Source organism: Streptomyces sp. BBFR25 (assembly GCF_044590125.1).
GTDB classification, from domain to species: domain Bacteria; phylum Actinomycetota; class Actinomycetes; order Streptomycetales; family Streptomycetaceae; genus Streptomyces; species Streptomyces canus_D.
In genome coordinates this window covers 5,170,971-5,189,495 of record NZ_CP172447.1, presented here as the reverse complement: position 1 = coordinate 5,189,495, position 18,525 = coordinate 5,170,971, and the positions used below count along the sequence as shown (strand labels likewise).

Annotated in this window: 17 protein-coding genes; 6 read left to right on the top strand and 11 right to left on the bottom strand. The window is 73.8% G+C overall.

What is annotated here, in order from left to right; all coding sequences use genetic code 11:
* Nucleotide 1 precedes the first annotated feature (1 nt).
* Nucleotides 2-1,357 (top strand): polysialyltransferase family glycosyltransferase, encoded by a 1,356-nt coding sequence (locus ACGH52_RS23840; RefSeq protein WP_121703827.1) that lies wholly within the window; start codon nt 2-4, stop codon nt 1,355-1,357.
* Nucleotides 1,358-1,419: 62 nt separating this feature from the next.
* Here ACGH52_RS23840 and ACGH52_RS23835 read toward each other — a convergent pair whose 3' ends face one another.
* On the bottom strand, nt 1,420-2,493 hold the full coding sequence (locus tag ACGH52_RS23835; RefSeq protein ID WP_210975919.1) for an acyltransferase: 1,074 nt from the start codon (nt 2,491-2,493) through the stop codon (nt 1,420-1,422).
* Nucleotides 2,494-2,886: 393 nt separating this feature from the next.
* Between ACGH52_RS23835 and ACGH52_RS23830 the strand changes: the two genes are divergently transcribed.
* The 3 genes from ACGH52_RS23830 (at nt 2,887) to ACGH52_RS23820 (ending at nt 6,096) form a co-directional block, all read left to right on the top strand.
* Entirely contained in the window at nt 2,887-3,795 is a 909-nt protein-coding gene (locus tag ACGH52_RS23830; RefSeq protein ID WP_059302227.1) for a class I SAM-dependent methyltransferase, read from the top strand.
* A 40-nt stretch (nt 3,796-3,835) separates the two neighbouring features.
* Entirely contained in the window at nt 3,836-4,996 is a 1,161-nt protein-coding gene (locus ACGH52_RS23825) for an acyltransferase (protein WP_121703825.1), read from the top strand.
* Between the two features lie 77 nt (nt 4,997-5,073).
* Nucleotides 5,074-6,096, top strand: coding sequence for a class I SAM-dependent methyltransferase (locus ACGH52_RS23820; protein WP_059302228.1), 1,023 nt, complete (start codon nt 5,074-5,076; stop codon nt 6,094-6,096).
* On the opposite strand, the gene ACGH52_RS23815 is transcribed toward ACGH52_RS23820, so the two are convergent.
* Nucleotides 6,081-6,731, bottom strand: a complete 651-nt coding sequence (locus ACGH52_RS23815; protein WP_210975923.1) for a TetR/AcrR family transcriptional regulator — start codon at nt 6,729-6,731, stop codon at nt 6,081-6,083. The genes ACGH52_RS23820 and ACGH52_RS23815 overlap by 16 nt on opposite strands.
* Nucleotides 6,732-6,803: 72 nt before the next feature.
* Between ACGH52_RS23815 and ACGH52_RS23810 the strand changes: the two genes are divergently transcribed.
* Nucleotides 6,804-8,255 (top strand): FAD-dependent oxidoreductase, encoded by a 1,452-nt coding sequence (locus tag ACGH52_RS23810; protein ID WP_399942168.1) that lies wholly within the window; start codon nt 6,804-6,806, stop codon nt 8,253-8,255.
* 19 nt (nt 8,256-8,274) lie between these two features.
* On the opposite strand, the gene ACGH52_RS23805 is transcribed toward ACGH52_RS23810, so the two are convergent.
* Nucleotides 8,275-9,855 (bottom strand): methylmalonyl-CoA mutase, encoded by a 1,581-nt coding sequence (locus tag ACGH52_RS23805; RefSeq protein ID WP_399942165.1) that lies wholly within the window; start codon nt 9,853-9,855, stop codon nt 8,275-8,277.
* 265 nt (nt 9,856-10,120) lie between these two features.
* Here ACGH52_RS23805 and ACGH52_RS23800 point away from each other — a divergent pair, with 265 nt between their 5' ends.
* Entirely contained in the window at nt 10,121-10,951 is an 831-nt protein-coding gene (locus ACGH52_RS23800) for a L,D-transpeptidase family protein (protein ID WP_210978003.1), read from the top strand.
* A 186-nt stretch (nt 10,952-11,137) separates the two neighbouring features.
* Here the strand turns inward: ACGH52_RS23800 and ACGH52_RS23795 are convergent, their stop codons facing one another.
* The 8 genes from ACGH52_RS23795 to ACGH52_RS23760 form a co-directional block, all read right to left on the bottom strand.
* On the bottom strand, nt 11,138-12,295 hold the full coding sequence (locus ACGH52_RS23795; protein ID WP_399942162.1) for a hypothetical protein: 1,158 nt from the start codon (nt 12,293-12,295) through the stop codon (nt 11,138-11,140).
* Nucleotides 12,295-12,957 (bottom strand): RNA polymerase sigma factor, encoded by a 663-nt coding sequence (locus ACGH52_RS23790; protein ID WP_059302477.1) that lies wholly within the window; start codon nt 12,955-12,957, stop codon nt 12,295-12,297. Before ACGH52_RS23790 ends, ACGH52_RS23795 begins: the two co-directional genes overlap by 1 nt.
* A gap of 306 nt (nt 12,958-13,263) precedes the next feature.
* Nucleotides 13,264-14,109, bottom strand: coding sequence for a hypothetical protein (locus tag ACGH52_RS23785; RefSeq protein ID WP_399942159.1), 846 nt, complete (start codon nt 14,107-14,109; stop codon nt 13,264-13,266).
* The gene (locus ACGH52_RS23780; protein ID WP_059302475.1) at nt 14,106-14,723 is read right to left on the bottom strand and encodes an RNA polymerase sigma factor; all 618 of its coding nucleotides are present in this window, start codon (nt 14,721-14,723) and stop codon (nt 14,106-14,108) included. The genes ACGH52_RS23785 and ACGH52_RS23780 overlap by 4 nt, the downstream gene beginning before the upstream one ends.
* Before the next feature lie 102 nt (nt 14,724-14,825).
* On the bottom strand, nt 14,826-15,248 hold the full coding sequence (locus ACGH52_RS23775) for a hypothetical protein (protein ID WP_076975943.1): 423 nt from the start codon (nt 15,246-15,248) through the stop codon (nt 14,826-14,828).
* 200 nt (nt 15,249-15,448) lie between these two features.
* Nucleotides 15,449-16,006, bottom strand: coding sequence for a hypothetical protein (locus tag ACGH52_RS23770; protein ID WP_399942156.1), 558 nt, complete (start codon nt 16,004-16,006; stop codon nt 15,449-15,451).
* Between the two features lie 87 nt (nt 16,007-16,093).
* Nucleotides 16,094-16,663: a hypothetical protein gene (locus ACGH52_RS23765; protein ID WP_399942153.1), complete on the bottom strand. Its 570-nt coding sequence runs from the start codon at nt 16,661-16,663 to the stop codon at nt 16,094-16,096.
* A 132-nt stretch (nt 16,664-16,795) separates the two neighbouring features.
* Nucleotides 16,796-18,406 (bottom strand): glycoside hydrolase family 20 protein, encoded by a 1,611-nt coding sequence (locus ACGH52_RS23760; RefSeq protein ID WP_399942150.1) that lies wholly within the window; start codon nt 18,404-18,406, stop codon nt 16,796-16,798.
* Nucleotides 18,407-18,525 lie beyond the last annotated feature (119 nt).

Genomic DNA, 18,525 nt, shown 5'->3' with positions numbered 1-18,525 from the left:
CATGCCGCACAAGACCCAGATCTTCCAGGTCTCCACCCTGTACGGAGCCGCCACCCTCGCCGCGGCGCTCGACGCAGGCCTGTTCGGCCCGCGCGACGGCGCCCGGCGCATCCTGCTGGTCTCCAACAACGCCGCGATACCCGAGACCGCGCTGCGCCTGGACGAGATGCACGGGTACGGGCGAATATCCGGGCGGTTCGACACCGTCGTCAGCTGGAACGAGGCGATCCGCCCGCACCACCCCAGCGCCTGGGGCCCGCGGGGCAACGACGTGTCCCTGTGGCAGAAGGCGTTCCGTCTCGCCTGGGGCATCGGCGAACGGGACCTGGTCGAGCTGGCCGTCGAGTCGATCCAGGTCAACCCGGCCCGCGCGCTGGCGGCGATCTTCTCCGAGGCCGCCCTCCACGTGTACGCCGACGGTCTGATGAGCTACGGCCCGACGCGCGAGAAGCTGCCGCTGACCCTCGCGCGGCGCGTCCAGCGGCTGCTCCACCTCGACCTGATACCGGGCCTGCGGCCGATGCTGCTGTCGGAGTTCGACGTCGAGCCCGTGACCGTCCCCGACGAGGCGTTCCGCGCGGTGCTCGACGAGGTCTCCCGGGACGCGGCGGACGATCCCGAACTGGCGCCCGTGCTGCGGGAGAAGCCGACGGCCGTCCTGCTCGGCCAGTACCTGGCGGCGATCAACATCCTGACCGCCCAGGAGGAGGAGGACCTCCACGTCCGCATGCTGACCGGCGCCGCGCGGGCGGGGCACCGCTCCGTGGTCTTCAAGCCCCATCCGACGGCCCCGGCCGGCTACACGGCCGCGCTGAGCAAGGCCGCGGCGGACGCCGGCGTACGCCTGACCGTGCTGGACGCGCCGCTGCTGGCCGAGACGCTGTACCACCACTGCGCGCCGGAACTCGTTGTCGGCTGCTTCTCCACGGCGATGGTGACCGCGTCGGCCTACTACGACGTGCCGGTCGCCCGGGTGGGGACGGCGCTGGTGACGGAGCGGCTCAAGCCGTACCCGAACAGCAACCGGGTGCCGCTCACCGTCGTCGACCACCTGGTGCCGGACCTGGAGCACGGCGCGACCCCGGCGCTGGTCGGGGCGGCCCCCGAGTCGCTGGCACCGCTGGTGCGGGCGGTCGGCTTCTGCATGCAGCCCAAGACCTACGCCGGGCTGCGCGAGCCGACGGAGACCTGGCTGCGGGCCAACCTGGCGACCGTTCCCGGCCATTACTTCCCCGAGCTGCGGCTGACCGAGCTGGGCCTGCCCGGCAGCCGCCCGCAGCTGCGCGCCAAGCTCCAGGTGCGGCGGGCGCGGCGCGTGGTGCGCAGGGCCGTGCGGCGGGGCACCGGGAGGAAGTGACCCCGCGACGAGCCGGGGCCCTCGCCGGCCGGCGGGGGCCCCGGTCGTCGCGGTGCCCGGCCTCAGCCCAGCCAGCGGGCCAGCCGCAGCCGCGTCCACAGCAGGGCGGCGGCGAAGGACAGCAGGACCGTGGCCGCGGTGAGCCCCAGGAGAGCCGCCACGGCGGCCGGCCAGCCCGCGCCCGCCGAGACCACGCGCGGGGCGAGCGCCTCCAGGAACAGCAGGTGGACCAGGTAGGCGCCGAACGAGGCACCGGCGAGCCTGCCGAGGAGCGGCCGGAACCGTTCGGGCACCCGGATCCGGTTGAGGGCCGTCAGCAGCGTGCCCGCCAGCAGCGCCACCGCGACGGAGGCGTACGGGCTCGGGAAGTGCACCCGGTGTTCGTAGACGGCGACCGCGGCCCACGCGCACAGCCCGCCGGCCAGCCACAGCAGGCGCCGCCGCCGGCCCGCGACCGAGGACCCCGGCAGCGACAGCAGCACGGCCCCGGCGACGGCGTACGCGATCTGGTAGACGCCGAACTGCCAGGCGAAGGGCGGGACGCGGACGTCGAAGAGGCGGCCCAGGTCGCCGAGGAGGGTCGGGGCGAGCGCCAGGCCGAGCAGCGCAGCGCCCGCGCCCCAGGGCCGCTTGCCGTTCCTGACCAGGACGGCCACCGACAGCAGCAGGATCACGGGGACGTAGGCGTACAGGTACCAGAGGTGGAAGGCGGGCCGCACGGAGCCGAACACCGCGTCCCACGCGAGGTCGCGGGTGGGGTCGGTGTTGGCGTCCCGGGCCCGGTCCCACAGCAGGTAGGCGGCGGTCCACACGGCCAGCGGCACGACGATGCGGGTGAGCCGCTTGCGGACCTGCGCACCGTCGCGGGGCGGCGCACCGCTGAGCACGACCCAGCCGGCGATCGCGAAGAACAGGGGTACGGCGCACCGGCTCAGCGCGTCCCCGGCGAGCGCGGTCCAGTAGACGGGCCCGCCCCCCGAGGGAGTGCGGTCCACGGCCTTCATGAGTTCGCCCGCGGCGTGGCAGACGATGACGCCCACGGAGGCCAGGACCCGGACGAGGTCGATGTCGTACCGGTGCTCCCCGCGGGGACGCGCCGCCTTCGCCCCGGCGACGACGGGGGCGGAGGGGCGCACGGACTCGGTGGCGGTCAGGGGCTCGGCGGCGATGGGTGGTCACTCCCGGGTTGGACGCGCGGGCCGGGCGCTGGGGCCGGGCCTCGGGATCGGGGTGCCCGCGTCGTGCGCCCCCGCGACCGCGGGTGCGCGCCGGGCACGTCGACGCAGGCTATGAGAACGCCGTGGGCGCCAAAAGCGGCGCCGGATGAACATCGGCCACCTGTGGGTGACCTTCCGGTGAACGCCGGGATCCTCCATCGTCCGGCCATCCCGCGTTCCGCAGAAGTTCCTTTCCTGGTCCGTTCGAGAGCTCCTCTTCCGGTGCGGGACATCCCTAATCTGGCCCCACCCACCCCACTGGCGTTCCACGTACCCACGTTCACCTCTGTGACGGATTGAGGTCGTTGACCCATGAACAGCCGCACCCTGCTCCGCAGTTCGGCCTCCCGGCGCCTGCTGCGTCCCGTCGCCGATCTCATCGATCAGCGCATCGAGCGACGGATCCGCGCGGCCGACGCCCGGCGGCCGGTGCAGGACACCGACGCCATCGAGAAGCAGCGGCTCACCTTCGAACTGCTCGTCGGCGCGTCCGGGCGGGGCCTGTCCCGGACGGTGGCCAAGGGTTCCCTGGACCGTCTCTACCGCGAGGTCGCGGCCCTGGCCGGGGACCGCGGCGCGGCGGAGCGCAACGTCGCCACCGCCTACCGCCTCCTGATCGCGCTGGAGTCGCTGGGCGTGGGCCGGGTGGCGGGCGGCACCATGAACATCTGCGGCAAGCTCGGCACCATCCCGCTGCTCGATCCGCCGAACGACGAGATCCTGGAGATAGGCACGCTGTACGGCATGTTCTCCACCGGGCTGATCCGGATGATGGAGCGCGACGGCCGCAGCCCGAGCCTGACCATCGTGGACCCGTTCGCCGGCGTCCAGCTCCAGCCCGGCACCACGGTGCGCCCCGACCCGACGGGCACCCCGGTGGCGGAGGACGCCGTACGCACCAACCTCGCCCTGGCCGGTCCTGCGGGTGTCGCGGCCCGCGTCCAGCAGGGCTTCTCCGAGGACGCCGACACCCGCGCGGCCGTCTCGGACCGCTCCTACGGCGTCATCGTCGTCGACGGCGACCACTCGGCGAACGGCGTCCGCCAGGACCTCCAGTGGGCCGAGGAGATCGCCGCGCCCGGAGCGGTCGTCGTCCTGGACGACTTCGGCGACCCCGCCTGGCCCGGCATCAAGGAGGCCCTGGACGAGCACCTGAAGGACGACACGCGCTTCACCTACCTGGGCAAGGCAGCGCACTCCGCCTTCCTGCGGGCGGCCTGAGCGGCGAGGGACGAGCGGCACGGCCGAAGGAGCGGAGCAAGTGACCGAGGCGGTCGTGAGCGCGCCGGTGACACCTCCCGTCGCGGACGCCTCCCGCGTGTCCGAGCGGGCGCCGCGTGCGCCGCGGGCGAAGGGGGCGAAGGGCGGCCCCGGGCGGCTGCGAGCCCTGGACGGGCTGCGGCTGGTGGCCGCGCTGATGGTGGCGGCGTACCACTACGGCGGACGCGGCGGGGCGGTGGCCGACGCCTGGGGCAGTTCACCGGCCCGCCAGTTCCCGACGCTGCACCACCTGTTCGCCTACGGCTGCCTCGGGGTGCAGATCTTCTTCGTGATCAGCGGGTTCGTGATCTGCATGAGCGGCTGGGGGCGTTCGCTGACGTCGTTCTTCGCCTCCCGCGCGTCCCGGCTGCTGCCCGCCTACTGGGTGGCGGTGGCCCTGGTCACGGCGGTGTTCGCGCTGCCGGTGGTGGCCTACGACGCGGTGTCGCCGAGCGACGCGCTGGTCAACCTGACCATGCTGCAGCAGCCGCTGGGCGCGGACCGGGTGCTGGGCGTGTGCTGGACGCTGTGGGTGGAGATCCGCTTCTACGCGCTGTTCGCGCTGTGTGTGGTCCTGCCCGGCGCGAACCGCGGGCGGGTCGTCCTGTTCTGCGCCGGATGGCTGCTGACGTCGGCTCTCGCGCAGGCCGCGCACGAGCCGCTGCTGGACCTGGTGCTGATGCCGGAGTACGCGCCGTTCTTCGTCGGCGGCATCGGCCTGTACCTCGTCCACCGCGACCGGCGGGACGCCCACGCCTGGGGCATCGTGGCGGCCGGCTTCCTGGTCGGACAGCACCACACGGTGCGCGGGCTGTGGAACGCCGCCGACCCGCACGCCTTCGCCCACCGCACCACCCTCGGCATCGTCCTGGTCGTCGCGCTCGGCTTCGCGGCGGTCGGGGCGGTGGCGCTGGGCCTGCTGGACCGGGTGAACTGGCGGGGGCTGACGGTGGCCGGGGCGCTGACGTACCCGTTCTACCTGGTCCACGAGCATCTCGGCTGGGTGGTGATCCACGTCCTGCACCGTGACCTGCGGGTGCCGGCGGCGGCGACCTTCGCGCTGACCGTCACCGCGATGCTGGCCCTGGCGTGGGTGCTGCACCGGTGCGTCGAACGGCCGCTGACGCCGTGGCTCCGCAGGGTGCTGTCCCGGACACATTGAGCGATTCGTGCGATTTTCTGACCGTCGGATCGCGCGTGCCGACTCCATTTCGGGTGTCGAGGATGCATCCTCGCCTCATGGCCACTGCGCAAGAGACGCACGAGTACCCCGGTGAGCTGAACGACGTCCCCGGCTGGTTCTGGCCGCTCGACCAGGTGCTGTTCTCCTGGTTCCTGGAGCGGCAGGAGCGGCTGGACACCCGCGGCGACCTGCTGGAGCTGGGCGCCTACCTGGGCAAGAGCGCGATCCTGCTCGGGCACCGGCTGCGGGACGGCGAGACGCTCACCGTCTGCGACCTGTTCGGGGCCGAGCCCCCGGACGCGGCCAACCGGGCGGAGGCGGCGAAGTCGTACTCCTCGCTCACCCGCCAGGCCTTCGAACGCAACTACCTCTCCTTCCACGACACCCTGCCGACGATCATCCAGGCGCCCAGTTCCGCGGTCGTCGACGAGGTCGCGCCGGGCACCTGCCGCTTCGTCCACATCGACGCCTCGCACCTGTACGAGCACGTCGAGGGCGACATCGGCGCGGCCAGGGAGCTGCTGGGGCCCGACGGCATCGTCGTCCTGGACGACTTCCGCAGCGAGCACACCCCGGGCGTCGCCGTCGCGGCCTGGGAGGCGGTGCTCAACCGCGGGCTGCGCCCGGTCTGCCTGAGCAGCCAGAAGCTGTACGGCACCTGGGGCGACCCGGAGCCCGTGCGGGAGGAGCTGCTGGCGGCGCTGCGCGGGCGCGACGACATCGCCGTGACCGTGGAGCGGGCCGCGGGGCACCGGCTGGTGCGGACCCGGGCCAAGGGCAAGCGGCTGCGGCCGCCCTCGCTGCCGTCCTCGCGGCACCCGGCGACCGCTCCGGCAACCGTTCCGGCGTCCGCCCCGGTACCGGGCGCGGGCCGGCCGGGGGCCGCCCCGGTGCCTGGGCAGCCCGCGCAGGCCCGTCCGGCGGCCCGTGCGGCTCGGGTTTCGGCCCCGCGGGAGCGCACCCGGCGGCTCGCCCTGGACCTGCTGCCGCCGCTCGTCACGCGTGCGGTGCGCCGGTACCGGGCGGCACAGCGGGCGAAGGCGGGCAGGGCGTCAGGGGCGGCTCAGTCGAGGCCGTAGGTCGCCGCGATGCCCTCGATCACCAGGGCCAGCGACTCCTCGAAGTGCTGGTCGTAGTCCGTGAAGATCTCCGCGCCCGCCGCGGCCGTCAGAGGGTAGTCGGCCAGCAGGCGGGCGCGTTCCGCCACGTCGAAGCCCTCCCGGCGCTCGCCGGGCAGGGGCTCGACGCCCTGTTCCTCGGTGACGAAGCCGAGCGTGAACATGTTCGTCGTCGTGGTCGCCCGCACCGCCTGAGCGAGGGTGAACCCGGTGGCGGTGAACAGCCGCAGGGTGCCCTCCATGTACTCGGCGTGCACCGCGCCGGTGAAGCGTGAGCCGCTGAACACCTTGGCGCCGTCGCGATAGGCGAGCAGGGCGGCGCGCAGGCCGCGGTTGGCCTTGAGCAGCCGCTCGCGCCAGGTGTCGGCCGGGTCGAGGGGGGTCCCGGCGACCATCCGCCGGTACATCTCGGTGGCCATCTCGTCGAGCAGGGCCTGCTTGTCCTTGAAGTGCCAGTACAGGGCGGGCGCCTTGACGTCCAGCTCCCTGGCGATGGTGCGCAGGGACAGGCCGTCGAGGCCCACCTCGTTCAGCAGTTTCAGCGCCGTGTCCGCGACCCGTCGGCGGTCGAGGGGGGCGCGTCGTTCCGTACTCACGCTTGACAGCTTAACGGCGTTAAGTCCATCCTCGAACCCACACGGGACTTAACGTCGTTAAGGAGAGTTGCCATGAATGTCATGGATACGCACGCCCTGGACCCGGATGTCCTGGACACGGAGGTACTGATCGTCGGCGCGGGCCCCACCGGTCTCACCCTCGGCGTCGACCTGGCCCGCCGCGGCGTGGACGCGCTGGTCCTGGAGGGCGCCGCGGAACTCTTCCCGGGCTCACGGGGCAAGGGCTTCCAGCCCCGCACCATGGAGGTCTTCGACGACCTCGGCATCGTCGACACGATCCACGCGGTGGGCGGCCCCTACCCGGTCGGCATGATCTGGCGGGACGGCGAGCGGGTCGGCGAGCACGACATGTTCGACCCGGCCGAGCCGAGCGAGGACTCGCCGTACAACAGGGCGTGGATGGTGCCGCAGTGGCGCACGCAGGAGATCCTGGCCGCGCGGCTGGCGGAACTGGGCGGCAAGGTCGCCTTCCGCCACGAGGTCGCCGGTGTCACGCAGGACGAGGACGGCGTCACCGCGCACCTCTCCTCGGGCGGCACGGTGCGCGCCCGCTACCTGGTCGCGGCGGACGGCGGCCGGTCGGCGGTGCGCCGCGCGCTGGGCATCGGCATGACCGGCGAGACCGTCGACCCGAGCCCGACGCTGGTGGCGGACGTCCGGATCACCGGCCTGGACCGCGACAACTGGCACGTCTTCCCGCCGGGCGACGGCGTCGACCTGCTCGCCGTCTGCCCGCTGGCCGGCACCGAGGACTTCCAGGTGATGGCGCGGTTCCCGGAGGGCTCGGACGTGGACACCTCCGCGGACGGCGTCCGCAAGGTCGTCGCGGAGCGCTCGCACATCGCCGCCGAGGACGTGACCGAGGTCCGCTGGGTCTCCGACTTCCGGCCGCGGGCGGCCCTGGCCGACCGTTTCCGCGCGGGCCGGGTCTTCATCGCCGGCGACGCGGCGCACGTGCACTCGCCCGCGGGCGGCCAGGGGCTGAACACCAGCGTCCAGGACGCCTACAACCTGGGCTGGAAGCTGGGCGCGGTGCTCAGGGGCGACGCCCCGGCCGCGCTCCTGGACAGCTACGAGGAGGAGCGGCGCCCGATCGCCGCGCGGATGCTCGACCTGTCGACCGCCGTCCACCGCGGCGAGGTGCGGCGCGGCGGGGCGACCCGGCAGCTGGGGATCGGCTACCGGGACTCGTCGCTGACGGCGGAGACGCGGGACGCCGTCGGCGAGGACGCGATACGGGCCGGGGACCGCGCGCCCGACGGCCGGGTGGACGGCGTACGGCTCTTCGACGCCTTCCGGGGGCCGCACTGGACGCTGCTGGCCCTGGGCACCGACGCGCCCGGCGGTGGCGTGGGCCCCGCGGTGAGGGTGGTGCGCGGGGGCGCGCACGGGGCGTACGGGACGGGGCTGTTCCTCGTGCGGCCGGACGGGTACGTCGGGTGGGCCGGGGAGACGCCGGAGGGCCTCGACGCCTACCTGGGCCGGTTCGGCCTGGGCGCCTGATCCTCCGGCCCGGCCGTCGTCAGAAGGCGTCCGAGGGGACGTACGTCCCCCAGACCTCCCGCAGCGCGTTGCAGACCTCGCCGACGGTGGCGCGGGCCCGGAGGGCGTCCTTCATGGGGTAGAGGACGTTGTCCTCGCCCTCGGCGGCCTTCTTCAGGGCCGTCAGTGCGGAGTCCACGGCCGTCTGGTCGCGTTCCGCGCGGAGCCTGGCCAGCCGCTCGGCCTGCTGGGCCTCGATGGCCGGGTCGACGCGGAGGGGTTCGTAGGGCTCCTCCTCGTCGAGCTGGAAGCGGTTGACGCCGACCACGACCCGCTCGCCGGAGTCGGTCTCCTGGGCGATGCGGTAGGCGGAGCGCTCGATCTCGCTCTTCTGGAAGCCGTGCTCGATGGCGTTGACCGCGCCGCCCAGGTCCTCGACCTTGCCCATCAGCTCCAGGGCGGCCGCCTCGACGTCGTCGGTCATCTTCTCCACGACGTAGGACCCGGCGAACGGGTCCACCGTGGCCGTCACGTCCGTCTCGTAGGCCAGGACCTGCTGGGTGCGCAGGGCCAGGCGGGCCGACTTGTCGGTGGGCAGCGCGATGGCCTCGTCGAAGGAGTTGGTGTGCAGCGACTGCGTGCCGCCCAGGACCGCGCCCAGACCCTGCACGGCGACGCGCACCAGGTTCACCTCGGGCTGCTGGGCGGTCAGCTGCACACCCGCGGTCTGGGTGTGGAAGCGCAGCATCAGCGACTTGGGGTTTTGCGCGCCGAACTCCTCCTTCATCACCCGCGCCCAGATCCGGCGGGCCGCGCGGAACTTGGCGACCTCCTCCAGGATCGTCGTGCGGGACACGAAGAAGAAGGACAGGCGGGGCGCGAAGTCGTCCACGTCCATGCCGGCCGCGACCGCGGTGCGCACGTACTCGATGCCGTCCGCGAGGGTGAACGCGATCTCCTGCGCGGGCGAGGCACCCGCCTCGGCCATGTGGTAGCCGGAGATCGAGATGGTGTTCCACTTCGGGATCTCGGCCTTGCAGTACTTGAAGATGTCCGCGATCAGGCGGAGGGAGGGCTTGGGCGGGAAGATGTACGTCCCGCGCGCGATGTACTCCTTCAGCACGTCGTTCTGGATCGTGCCGGTGAGCCGGTCGGCGCTCACGCCCTGCTCCTCGGCGACGAGTTGGTAGAGCAGGAGCAGCAGGGAGGCCGGGGCGTTGATCGTCATCGACGTGGAGACCTTGTCCAGCGGGATCCCGCCGAACAGCACCCGCATGTCGTCGATGGAGTCGATGGCCACGCCGACCTTGCCGACCTCGCCGCTCGCGATCGGCGCGTCGGAGTCGTGGCCCATCTGGGTGGGCAGGTCGAAGGCGACCGACAGACCCATCGTGCCGTTCGCGATCAGCTGCTTGTAGCGGGCGTTGGACTCCGTCGCCGTGCCGAAACCGGCGTACTGGCGCATCGTCCACGGCCGACCCGTGTACATCGACGGGTACACGCCCCGCGTGAAGGGATACTTCCCGGGCTCGCCCAGCTTCTCGCCCGCGTCCCAGCCCTCCAGGGCGTCGGGCCCGTAGACCGGTTCGATGGGCAGCCCGGACTCGGACTCGCGCGTCATGGTGTGATGCCTCCCGCTGAGCACATGTTCGAACTGGTCAAACTACCCGTCATTTACCCGCCAGTGCAGGCCGATTCCTCGACGGACTGTATCCGCGCGCGTGCAGCCCGTGGAGAGGCGCACGCTGGGACCTTCCTCACAACCTCGATGCGGTCCCGGTCACAACGATGCCGTGCCGTTCGCGGCGCGTCATCCGCGGGAACAACTCAGGGGACGTCGGTGCGGGACCGTGAGACGACGGGGGGCCGTGGTGCGTATGACGGGCATGGGGAGCACGGGACGGGTGGTCGCCGTCGCGCTGGGGGCGGCACTGGCGGCGGGCGGCTGCACCGTGCAGGGCACGGGGCCGGACGGCAAGGGGCACGCGCCGGTGCGCATAGACGTCACCACCGGGGCCCCGCCGAAGGGCACGCCGCCCGGGGACCGCCGGTCACCCGGTGCGCCGTCGGCCGGGGCGAGGGCCGCCAGGGTGCTGTGGCAGCGGGGCGACACCGGCCGGGACGTCCGTGAGCTGCAGTCCAGGCTGCGCCAGGTCGAGTGGCTCGTGGACGGGCCGACCGGCACGTACGACGACCTGACCGAGCGCGCCGTCAGCGGCTTCCAGGGCAAGCGCGGGCTGCCGCGGACCGGCCGCACGGACACCGTCACCTGGCAGCGGCTGCTCGGGATGTCGCGCGAGCCGGGCAAGTGGGACCTCTACCTGATGGGCGGCCAGCCCGCCGCCGCGCCCGATCCGCGCTGCACGACCGGCCGGGTGCTGTGCATCAGCAAGTCGAGCCGGACGCTGCGCTGGATGGTCGACGGGCGGACCGTGTCGACGATGTCCGTGCGCTTCGGCTCGCGGTACACGCCGACCCGGGAGGGCGTCTTCCAGGTCTACTGGAAGTCCCGCCACCACGTCTCGACGCTCTACGACTCGGCCATGCCGTACGCCCTGTTCTTCAGCGGCGGCCAGGCCGTGCACTACTCCTACGACTTCGCGGCCCGCGGTTACGCGGGTGCCTCGCACGGCTGCGTCAACGTGCGGGACGAGGCGGCGATCGCGGAGCTGTACGCGCAGGTGAGGAACGGCGACAAGGTCGTCGTGTACTGGTGAAGGGGCGCGGGCGGGACCGGGGGAACGTGTCCCGCCCGCGCCGAGGTGCACGAGCCGCAGGTACGGGGGGAACCCCGGCTCGGTGCGAAAGCCGATGACCAGTCGGCTCACTCATTACTGCGCCACGGCGGCCGAAAGTGTCACACCCCCCGGCGAGGGAATCCGCGACGTGCGCGAAAGCGCAGGTCAGGCGGTACTCGTGAGGGTCGGGGTGGGGGGCGCGTAGGCCGAGCGGGCGTGCGGGCCGTGGGAGCGGTGCGGACGATCGGGGCGGTCGGGGTGCTGGGGATCGCGGGCGGGCGGGGCTATGTCGGCGTCCGCGTCGTCCCCGTCGCCATTGCCGCCGTCGTCACCGTCGTCGCCCTGGTCTCCGTGGCCGCCCTTCTTCCCGTCGCTGCCCTTGCCGCCTTTGCTCTTGTCGCCTTTGTCGCTCTTGCCGTTCTTGCTGTCCTTGTCGTTCCTGTCGCCTTTGTCGCCCTTACCGCTCTTGTCGTCCCGGCCGTCGCCGTCACCGCGCAGCTCGCCCTCGCGGGTCGGCTCTGCCGCGTCGCCGCCGTGCCGGCCGCCGCCCTCGTTTCCGGCGAGGAGGCTGCCGCAGTACTTCACGACCCGCGACGCTCCCCCGGCCGCCTCCTTCAGCGCGCGCCGGTGGGCGGTGTCGAGTTCCTTGCCGGCCCGCAGCTTGCGGCACGACGCGGTGAGGCCCTTCCGCCGTCCGTCCGAGCCGCCCGCGTCCCGGTCGTCGGTGTCGCGGTCCCCGGCCCGGCCGCCGTCCCGCGCGGTGCCGCCGGCGGGCGTGCCCGGGGTGGTGCCGGGCACCGCCCCGCCCTGCACACCCTCCAGCGGCGAGGGCGGTGCGGACGGGCGGCCGGGGGAGACCGCGGCCGAGACGGTGGCGGCGGGTTCCGGTTCGGTGCCGTCGAACGGCGTCGGCAGCACTCCGGTTCCGGCCGCCGCCGCCACGCCGCCGATCATGCCGACGGTCAGCGCGGCGGCCAGCCCGAGGCGCAGGGGGCGGCTCCGGCGCGGCCGCCGGTCGCCCCCGCCGATGCGGACGAGACCGGCGTCGGCGGGCCGGGGAGCGGTACCGTGCCCGAGGGCGGCCGACGCAGTCGTCGCCGCGTCGGCGCGTTCGGCGCGCACCTTGCGGAAGGCGGCCAACGCGGCGGCCTCGCCGGGGAGTTCCTCGCCGGTCGGCGGCGGTGGGGCGGACAGCGCGCCCAGGGCCAGCACGAGTCGTCCGGCCCGGTCGCGGGACGCGGGGTCGACACCCTCCAGTGGCTCTCCGCGCAGCAGGAGCTCCGCCGTTTCGCGGTCCAGCCACTTGTCCTGCTCGTCGGCCATCACATGTCCTTCTGCGTCCGCGCACGCGTATGCGTCACACTCGCGGACGTCACCGCACGACCGCGCGGTTCTCGCTGCGGCGGCAGGGCGTCGAGCCCGCCGCCCGATTCCGGATCGCCGCCGAGCAGTTCGGCCAGGCGCTTCAGGCCGCGGTGCGCCGCCGTGCGGACGGCGCCGGGCCGCTTGCCCAGGGTCTCGGCGGCGCTCTTGGCGTCGAGGCCCATCACCACGCGCAGGACGACCGCTTCGGCCTGGTCCTGGGGGAGCCGGGCGATGAGGGAGAGGGTGCTGCCGGTGGCCAGCGCCTCCATGGCCTCACCCGCGGTGTCGGACTCGGCGGGCTTGCCCGTCAGCTCCGTCTCGTCGCCGCCGATCGCCGGCCGGCGGCCGCGCATGCGGATGTGGTCCAGCGCGCGGTTGCGGGCGATGCGGGCGGCCCAGCCGCGGAAGCGGTCGGCGTCGCCGTCGAACCGTTCCAGGTCACGGGCTATCTGGAGCCAGGCCTCGGAGGCCACGTCCTCGGCGTCGTGATCGCCGACGAGGGTGCGTACGTATCCCAGCAGCCGTGGATGCACGGCGCGGTACACGGTCCGGAACGCGGCCTCGTCCCCGTCCTGTGCCGCACGCACCGCGGCGGTCAGCTCCGCGTCGTCCCCCAGCACCGAGAAGCCTTTCTGCGCAGCCCTTCTGCGCCTACCGGCGCCGCTGTCGCGGGCGTGGTCCTCGCCGTCATCGGCGCGAATGGCACGTTACGTCTTGAAACCGCCACTCGTCCATGTCCCTCTCGCCTTGCCGTACAAGATGCAACTAACCCGTGACGCGGTGAGGTGTGACAGAAAACGCAGTCGCGGCGCTGAAGGGAGTACGGGCCGCCGCGCGGCCCGTGCCGCGCGACGGCCGGGGCCTCTCCTGTGGGGGGTGGCGGCCCCGGCCGTTGCCTTGGCCGCCGCGGCCGTCCCGGACTGGCGTCACCGGTCCCGGCCGGGGACCTGCCCCTCGGCGTTGCCACCGCCGCTGCCGCCGTTCTCCTGGTTGCCGTTTCCTTCGTCGCCGTTCCCGGCGGCGCCGTTGCCTCCGTCGGCGTTCTCGTCGGCGTTCTCGTCGGCGTTCGACGGTCCCCGTCCGGTCCCGGTGGCCGGCCGGGCCGCGCAGTGGGCCTCGACGTGCTCCGCGCCGCCCGCCGCCGTGACCAGTCGCTGCCAGGCCGTGGCGTCCAGTGCCCGGCCGCGGCCCTTCAGTCGTTCGTAGGCACGGCAGTCGGCCTCGGTGCCCCCGGCGGCGGCCGGGCGGTCCGGCGGCGCGGAGGCACCGGGGGGCGTGGAGGCGGTGGTGGCGGGGGCGGGAGTGGCGGCGGGCGGGGTGGCGACCGGCTGGACCGAGGCGCTGTCGGTGGGGGCGGCCGGGCGCTCGTGGTGCGGCCCCCGGTCGTCCGCGTCGGTGCCGCCCCCGCCCATGGCCGCGTAGGCGACCCCGCCCAGGGCGAGGCTCGCCAGCAGGAGGGAGAGGGCGGTCTTCAGCGCGCGCCCCGGGTGCCGTCCGTCGCGTGGCCGCCAGTCGTCCCGCCGCCGGGTGCGCGCGGCCCGGGCCGGTTCCGCCTCCCGGGCCGCCCGGAACGCGGCCACGGCCCGCCGTTCGCCCTCGGCGTCGGCCCGCTCCCCGCGCAGCGCCGCGGCGAGCAGCGCCTCCGTGCCCGGGACGCCGCCCGGGGCGGGCCGGGGACCGGCGTCGCGGCCGTCGCCCTCCCCGTGCCGTGCCCGCATGCCCGTCTCCGCTCCCGCTCGGTCCGCGGGGCCGCCGTCCTCGGCGCCCCTCATGTCGACTCCCCCAGCGTCCTGGGACCGTCATCCGTCACACCGTCGGTCCCCAGCTGCCGTGCCAGCCGTTTCAGTCCCCGGTACGTCGCGGTACGCACCGCGCCCGGCCGCTTGCCGAGCACCCGTGCGGCGGAGGGCCCGTCGAGACCGACGACCACCCGCAGCAGGACGGCCTCGGCCTGGTCGCGCGGCAGCGCCGAGACCAGGGCGAGCGCGGCCCGGGTGGAGAGGGTCTCCAGTACCTGGTCGTGCGTGAGGTGCGGCCCGGGCAGGTCCAGGACGTCCTGCTCCAGCCCCGTGGGCCGGGGCCGTACCTTCTGGCGGCGCAGGTGGTCCAGGGCCCGGTGCCGGGCGATCGTCGCCGTCCAGCCCCGGAAGCCGGCCCCGTCGCCCTTGAAGCGCCGCAGGTCACGGGCTATCTCCAGCCAGGCGTCCGCCGCGACGTCCTCGGCGTCCTCCCCGACCAGAGCGCGCACGTAGCCCAGCAGTCCCGGCTGCACGAGCCGGTAGGCGACCGCGAAGGCGGCCTCGTCACCTTCCTGGGCCCGCGCGACGGCCGCGCCCAGTTCCCCGTCGTACGCCTGTACGCGGCGGGGTTCCCCTCGCTGGCCCAAGAACCGTCCTCGTCCGTACCGAGTGCTGCGCGGCGCGCTCGCCGGTGAGCCCGCTCCCCAAGGTCATCAGCGTCGGGGCGCACAGAAGTGTCACAGGGAAGGTCAGGGTGCCGCGGTCGCGTCCCGGCACAGCAGGCGGAGCGACCCGTCCCCGGCGAAGCAGCGGCGGGCCTCGTCGATCGGGTCCCACAGGCGGCCGTCCGGGGTGCGCACCCAGTGGTCGCCACCGGTCGCCCACCACTCGCCGCCGGACTCACGCACGATCACCTCCCCGGCGTACGCGCCGAGTCCGCGCAGCGCCGTCTCCACGGCGGCGTACGGCGCCTGCTCGCGCCGGATGCCGTCGATCACCCGGTCCACGCGCCACAGACTCTGCGCCGAGTGGTCCAGGCGCAGCCCCGCGCCCTCGCGCAGCGTGGCCACCGCGTCCGCCGCCCACCGCACGGGCTTGGCGGCGGCCGAGGGCCGGGTCTGCTGCGGGCTCGTCGTCCCGCTCGTCCATCCGCTCGTCAATCCGCTGGTCACAGTCGTCACATGGGCTATAGCGCCGTGGGGCGGGGCCGCGTCACACGTGAGAGCCGGTCGTTCCGCAACCGGCGCAGGACCGCCCCACCTCCCCCACGTCCACCGCACCGCCGCCGCGCGTTCCCCGCACGACGGTCACAGGGACCCGCGCGGGGCCCGGGGTGCTTCATGGGTGGGTTCGGGGGGGTCGGGGGGGCGGTTCAGCCCCGTCCTCTGGCCCGCCGGGAGACCACCGCGCGCAGCACCCGGCGACCCTCCGTGGAGACCTCCAGCGCCGGACGCAGCCCGGCCGCGCCGTGAGCGGCGAGCAGTTCCAGGACGCCGACCTGGCGGCGCAGTTCGGCGGCGACGAGCGGTGGCAGTCCCTGAGCGCCGCCCTCGCGCGGGACGTCGGCCCCCTCGGTCGCGTCCGCCGCCGGGTCGAGCAGCCGGTGAACGCGGAGCGAGGCGACGGAGCAGGCGTCGGCCCAGGTCCGCAGCGCCGGTCCCGAACCCTCGGCCGGCGCGGCCGCGAGCATGCGGCGGGCCAGGACCACGGCCTCGTCCTCGCCGGTGGCGTCCGGGCCGGCGAGCTTGTCCCGCACTTGGGCCAGCCCCCGCGCCCAGCCCTGTCCCGGCTCGTCGGCGAGGGTCGCCCACAGGGGTCTGAGTGCCTCGTCGTCGCCGTCCAACAGCGGCACGCAGCGATCCAAACAAGCCAGTCCGCTCGTGGCGAGTCCGCGGGCGTCGGCCCGCGCGATCAGTTCCACCAGGCTCATCGGGTCCCTCCCCGTTCCTGCCGCTTCGCCCCGCTCACCCCCACGGAGCCCGCACTGACCCTTACTGCGTGCGACGGCCCGGGAGTGTCACAGCGGCACGACGCCCAGCCGGTCGAGGAACCGGAAGAAGAGGGTTTCGGCCACCGGCCCGTCGGCGGGGCCCGCGTCCCGGTCCGTGTCGCGGTCCGTCTCGGGAGCGCCGTCCGCAGCCGCCGCCGGGTCCTCCGACAGCACCTCGGCCAGGTCGCCCGCGCTCGCCACCCGCCCCGCCTCGGCGGCCCAGGCGACGGCGCGCTCGGCGGCGTCCCGGGGCTCCAGGAAGTAGTCCTCCAGGGTGAGCCCGTCCCGCTCGGCGCCCAGGTATCCGGCCATGGCGGTGCGCGCCAGGCAGGTCGTCCATGCCCCGCTCTCGGGCGCCGCCGCCTCCACGACCACGCAGTCGCTGTCCATCACGTACCCGAACAGCGCGGGTGCGCCGGTCTGCCCGGCCAGGTCGTTCATGTTGCCGACGTCCCCGTCGCCGCCCGCGAACTCCCACACCTGCCAGCCGTCCGGCGCCGACCGGCACAGGGTCATGTCCGCGGCGCCGGGCAGCGCCTCCAGCTCCGCGAGCGGCCGCTCGGCGCGGCCGACGACGAAGTACCCCCAGTAGCCCATGTCCCGGTTCCCCCCGGCGTTTCGGTTCGGCTCGGACAAAAGACCACCACAGCCGTACGGGAGTTCGCAGCAGGATCGGACAATCGGCGCGCCCCGCCCGGGACATGCCGGGCGGGACCGGGAGGTCCGGACTCAGTCCAGCCGGTTCGCCAGCGCCCTGAAGTCCGCCCAGGACAGTTCGGGCTTGCCCGGGTCCCACAGCTTCTGGACCGTCGCGGCCAGCGGCAGCCGGATGCCCTCGGCGACCTGGGCCTGGGTCTGGGCGTTCGGGAAGTCGCCCCAGACGGCGAAGCTGCCGCCGAGTATCTGGTCGTCGTACTTGGCGTCGACGGCCGTGGTGCCGCGCAGGACGCGCGGGGTCCACTGCTCGTAGATGCGCTCGCCGGTCGGGTAGACGAAGGTCTGCGGCTCGCCGAGCACGTAGTAGAGGAACTCGTCGTTGTAGTTGAGGACCTGGCGGCCCGCGCTCAGGTACTCCGTCGGCGGGCGGGCGCCGATCTCCTTGCCGGTCCAGTAGGCGACCTTGATGTCCTTCAGCGGCTCGACGGAGGTGCCCTTGAAGAAGCCGTCGTTCCAGGCGCGCGGGATCCGGTCGTGGGCCATGACCGTCTTGGCGCGGCCGTTGAGCCAGCCGGTGGTGAGGTCGGCGACGGTGCCGCCGGAGCCGTAGGCCTTGCGGGCGGCGGCGGCCAGCGTCGGGTAGGACGCCTCGGGGTCGGACACCACGAGCGCCTGGTACTCGTCGGCGCCGAGGTGGAACTGGGAGCCGGGGAAGAGGTCGGCGTACTCGTCGAGCAGGTCGTCGACGATCTTCGCGGCCTCCGGCTTGGAGATGTCGATGGCGCCGCGGGTGGCCGTGCCCTGAGCGTTGCGCAGCTGGAGGTCGGGGTGGGCGGCGATCACGGCGCCGAGGTGGCCGGGCGAGTCGATCTCGGGGACGACCGTGATGTGGCGCGAGGCGGCGAGATCGATGATCTCCTTCGTCTCGGCCTTGGTCAGGTGCTCGTCCGAGACGATCTCGGGGTGCGAGTCGGACTCGATGCGGAAGGCCTGGTCGTCGGAGAAGTGCAGACCCAGTTCGTTGAACTTCAGGTCGCCCAGCTCCCGGATCCGGTCCTTGATCCAGTCGGCGCTGTAGTGCTTGCGGGCGATGTCGAGGGAGAAGCCGCGCTTCGGTTTGGCCGGCTCGTCCTTCACCACGCCCTCCGGCGCGGTGCCGCCGCCGTCCACTGCCTGCTTCAGGGTGCGGGTGCCGTAGTAGACGCCGGCTTCGGCGGGCCCGGTGACGGTGACCCGGTCGTCGCGCACGGTCATGGTGTACGACTCCGGGTTCGCGCCCTTGTCGGCCCTGACGTCGAGCAGCAGGTCCCCGGCGCGCTCGTCGTCCTTCTCCCCGGCGTACGTCATGCCCAGCTCGCCCGCGATCTGCTTGCCCTCGTCGGCGAGCCCCGCGTCGGCGACGACGACCCGGTGCCCCTTCTCCGGCTGCCAGCCGGGACCGCGGGCCGCGGTGTGCTCGCGCACGGCGGGTATGGTGCGCGGCTCCTTGGACAGCGGGTAGGACCTGCTGGGGCTGGGGGCGGCCGCCTCACCGGTGGACGACCCCGGTGGGCCGCCGCCGTCCCCGTCGCCGTCGGTGGCCCAGAGGCCGACTCCCACACCGAGCGCGGCGACCACCGCGCCGGCGATCACGGCCCGCTGTCTCACCTTGTGCGCCGGTATCCGGCCTCCGTGCTGGCTCACAGCGCCAACCTAAGGCCGCCGTTGCCGTCATGCGTCCACCACATGTTCTGAAACTCTCCCGTTCGGGTGAAATTCGGGCATCGGACGGACACGCGTTGCCGTCACTCGATAACGTGACG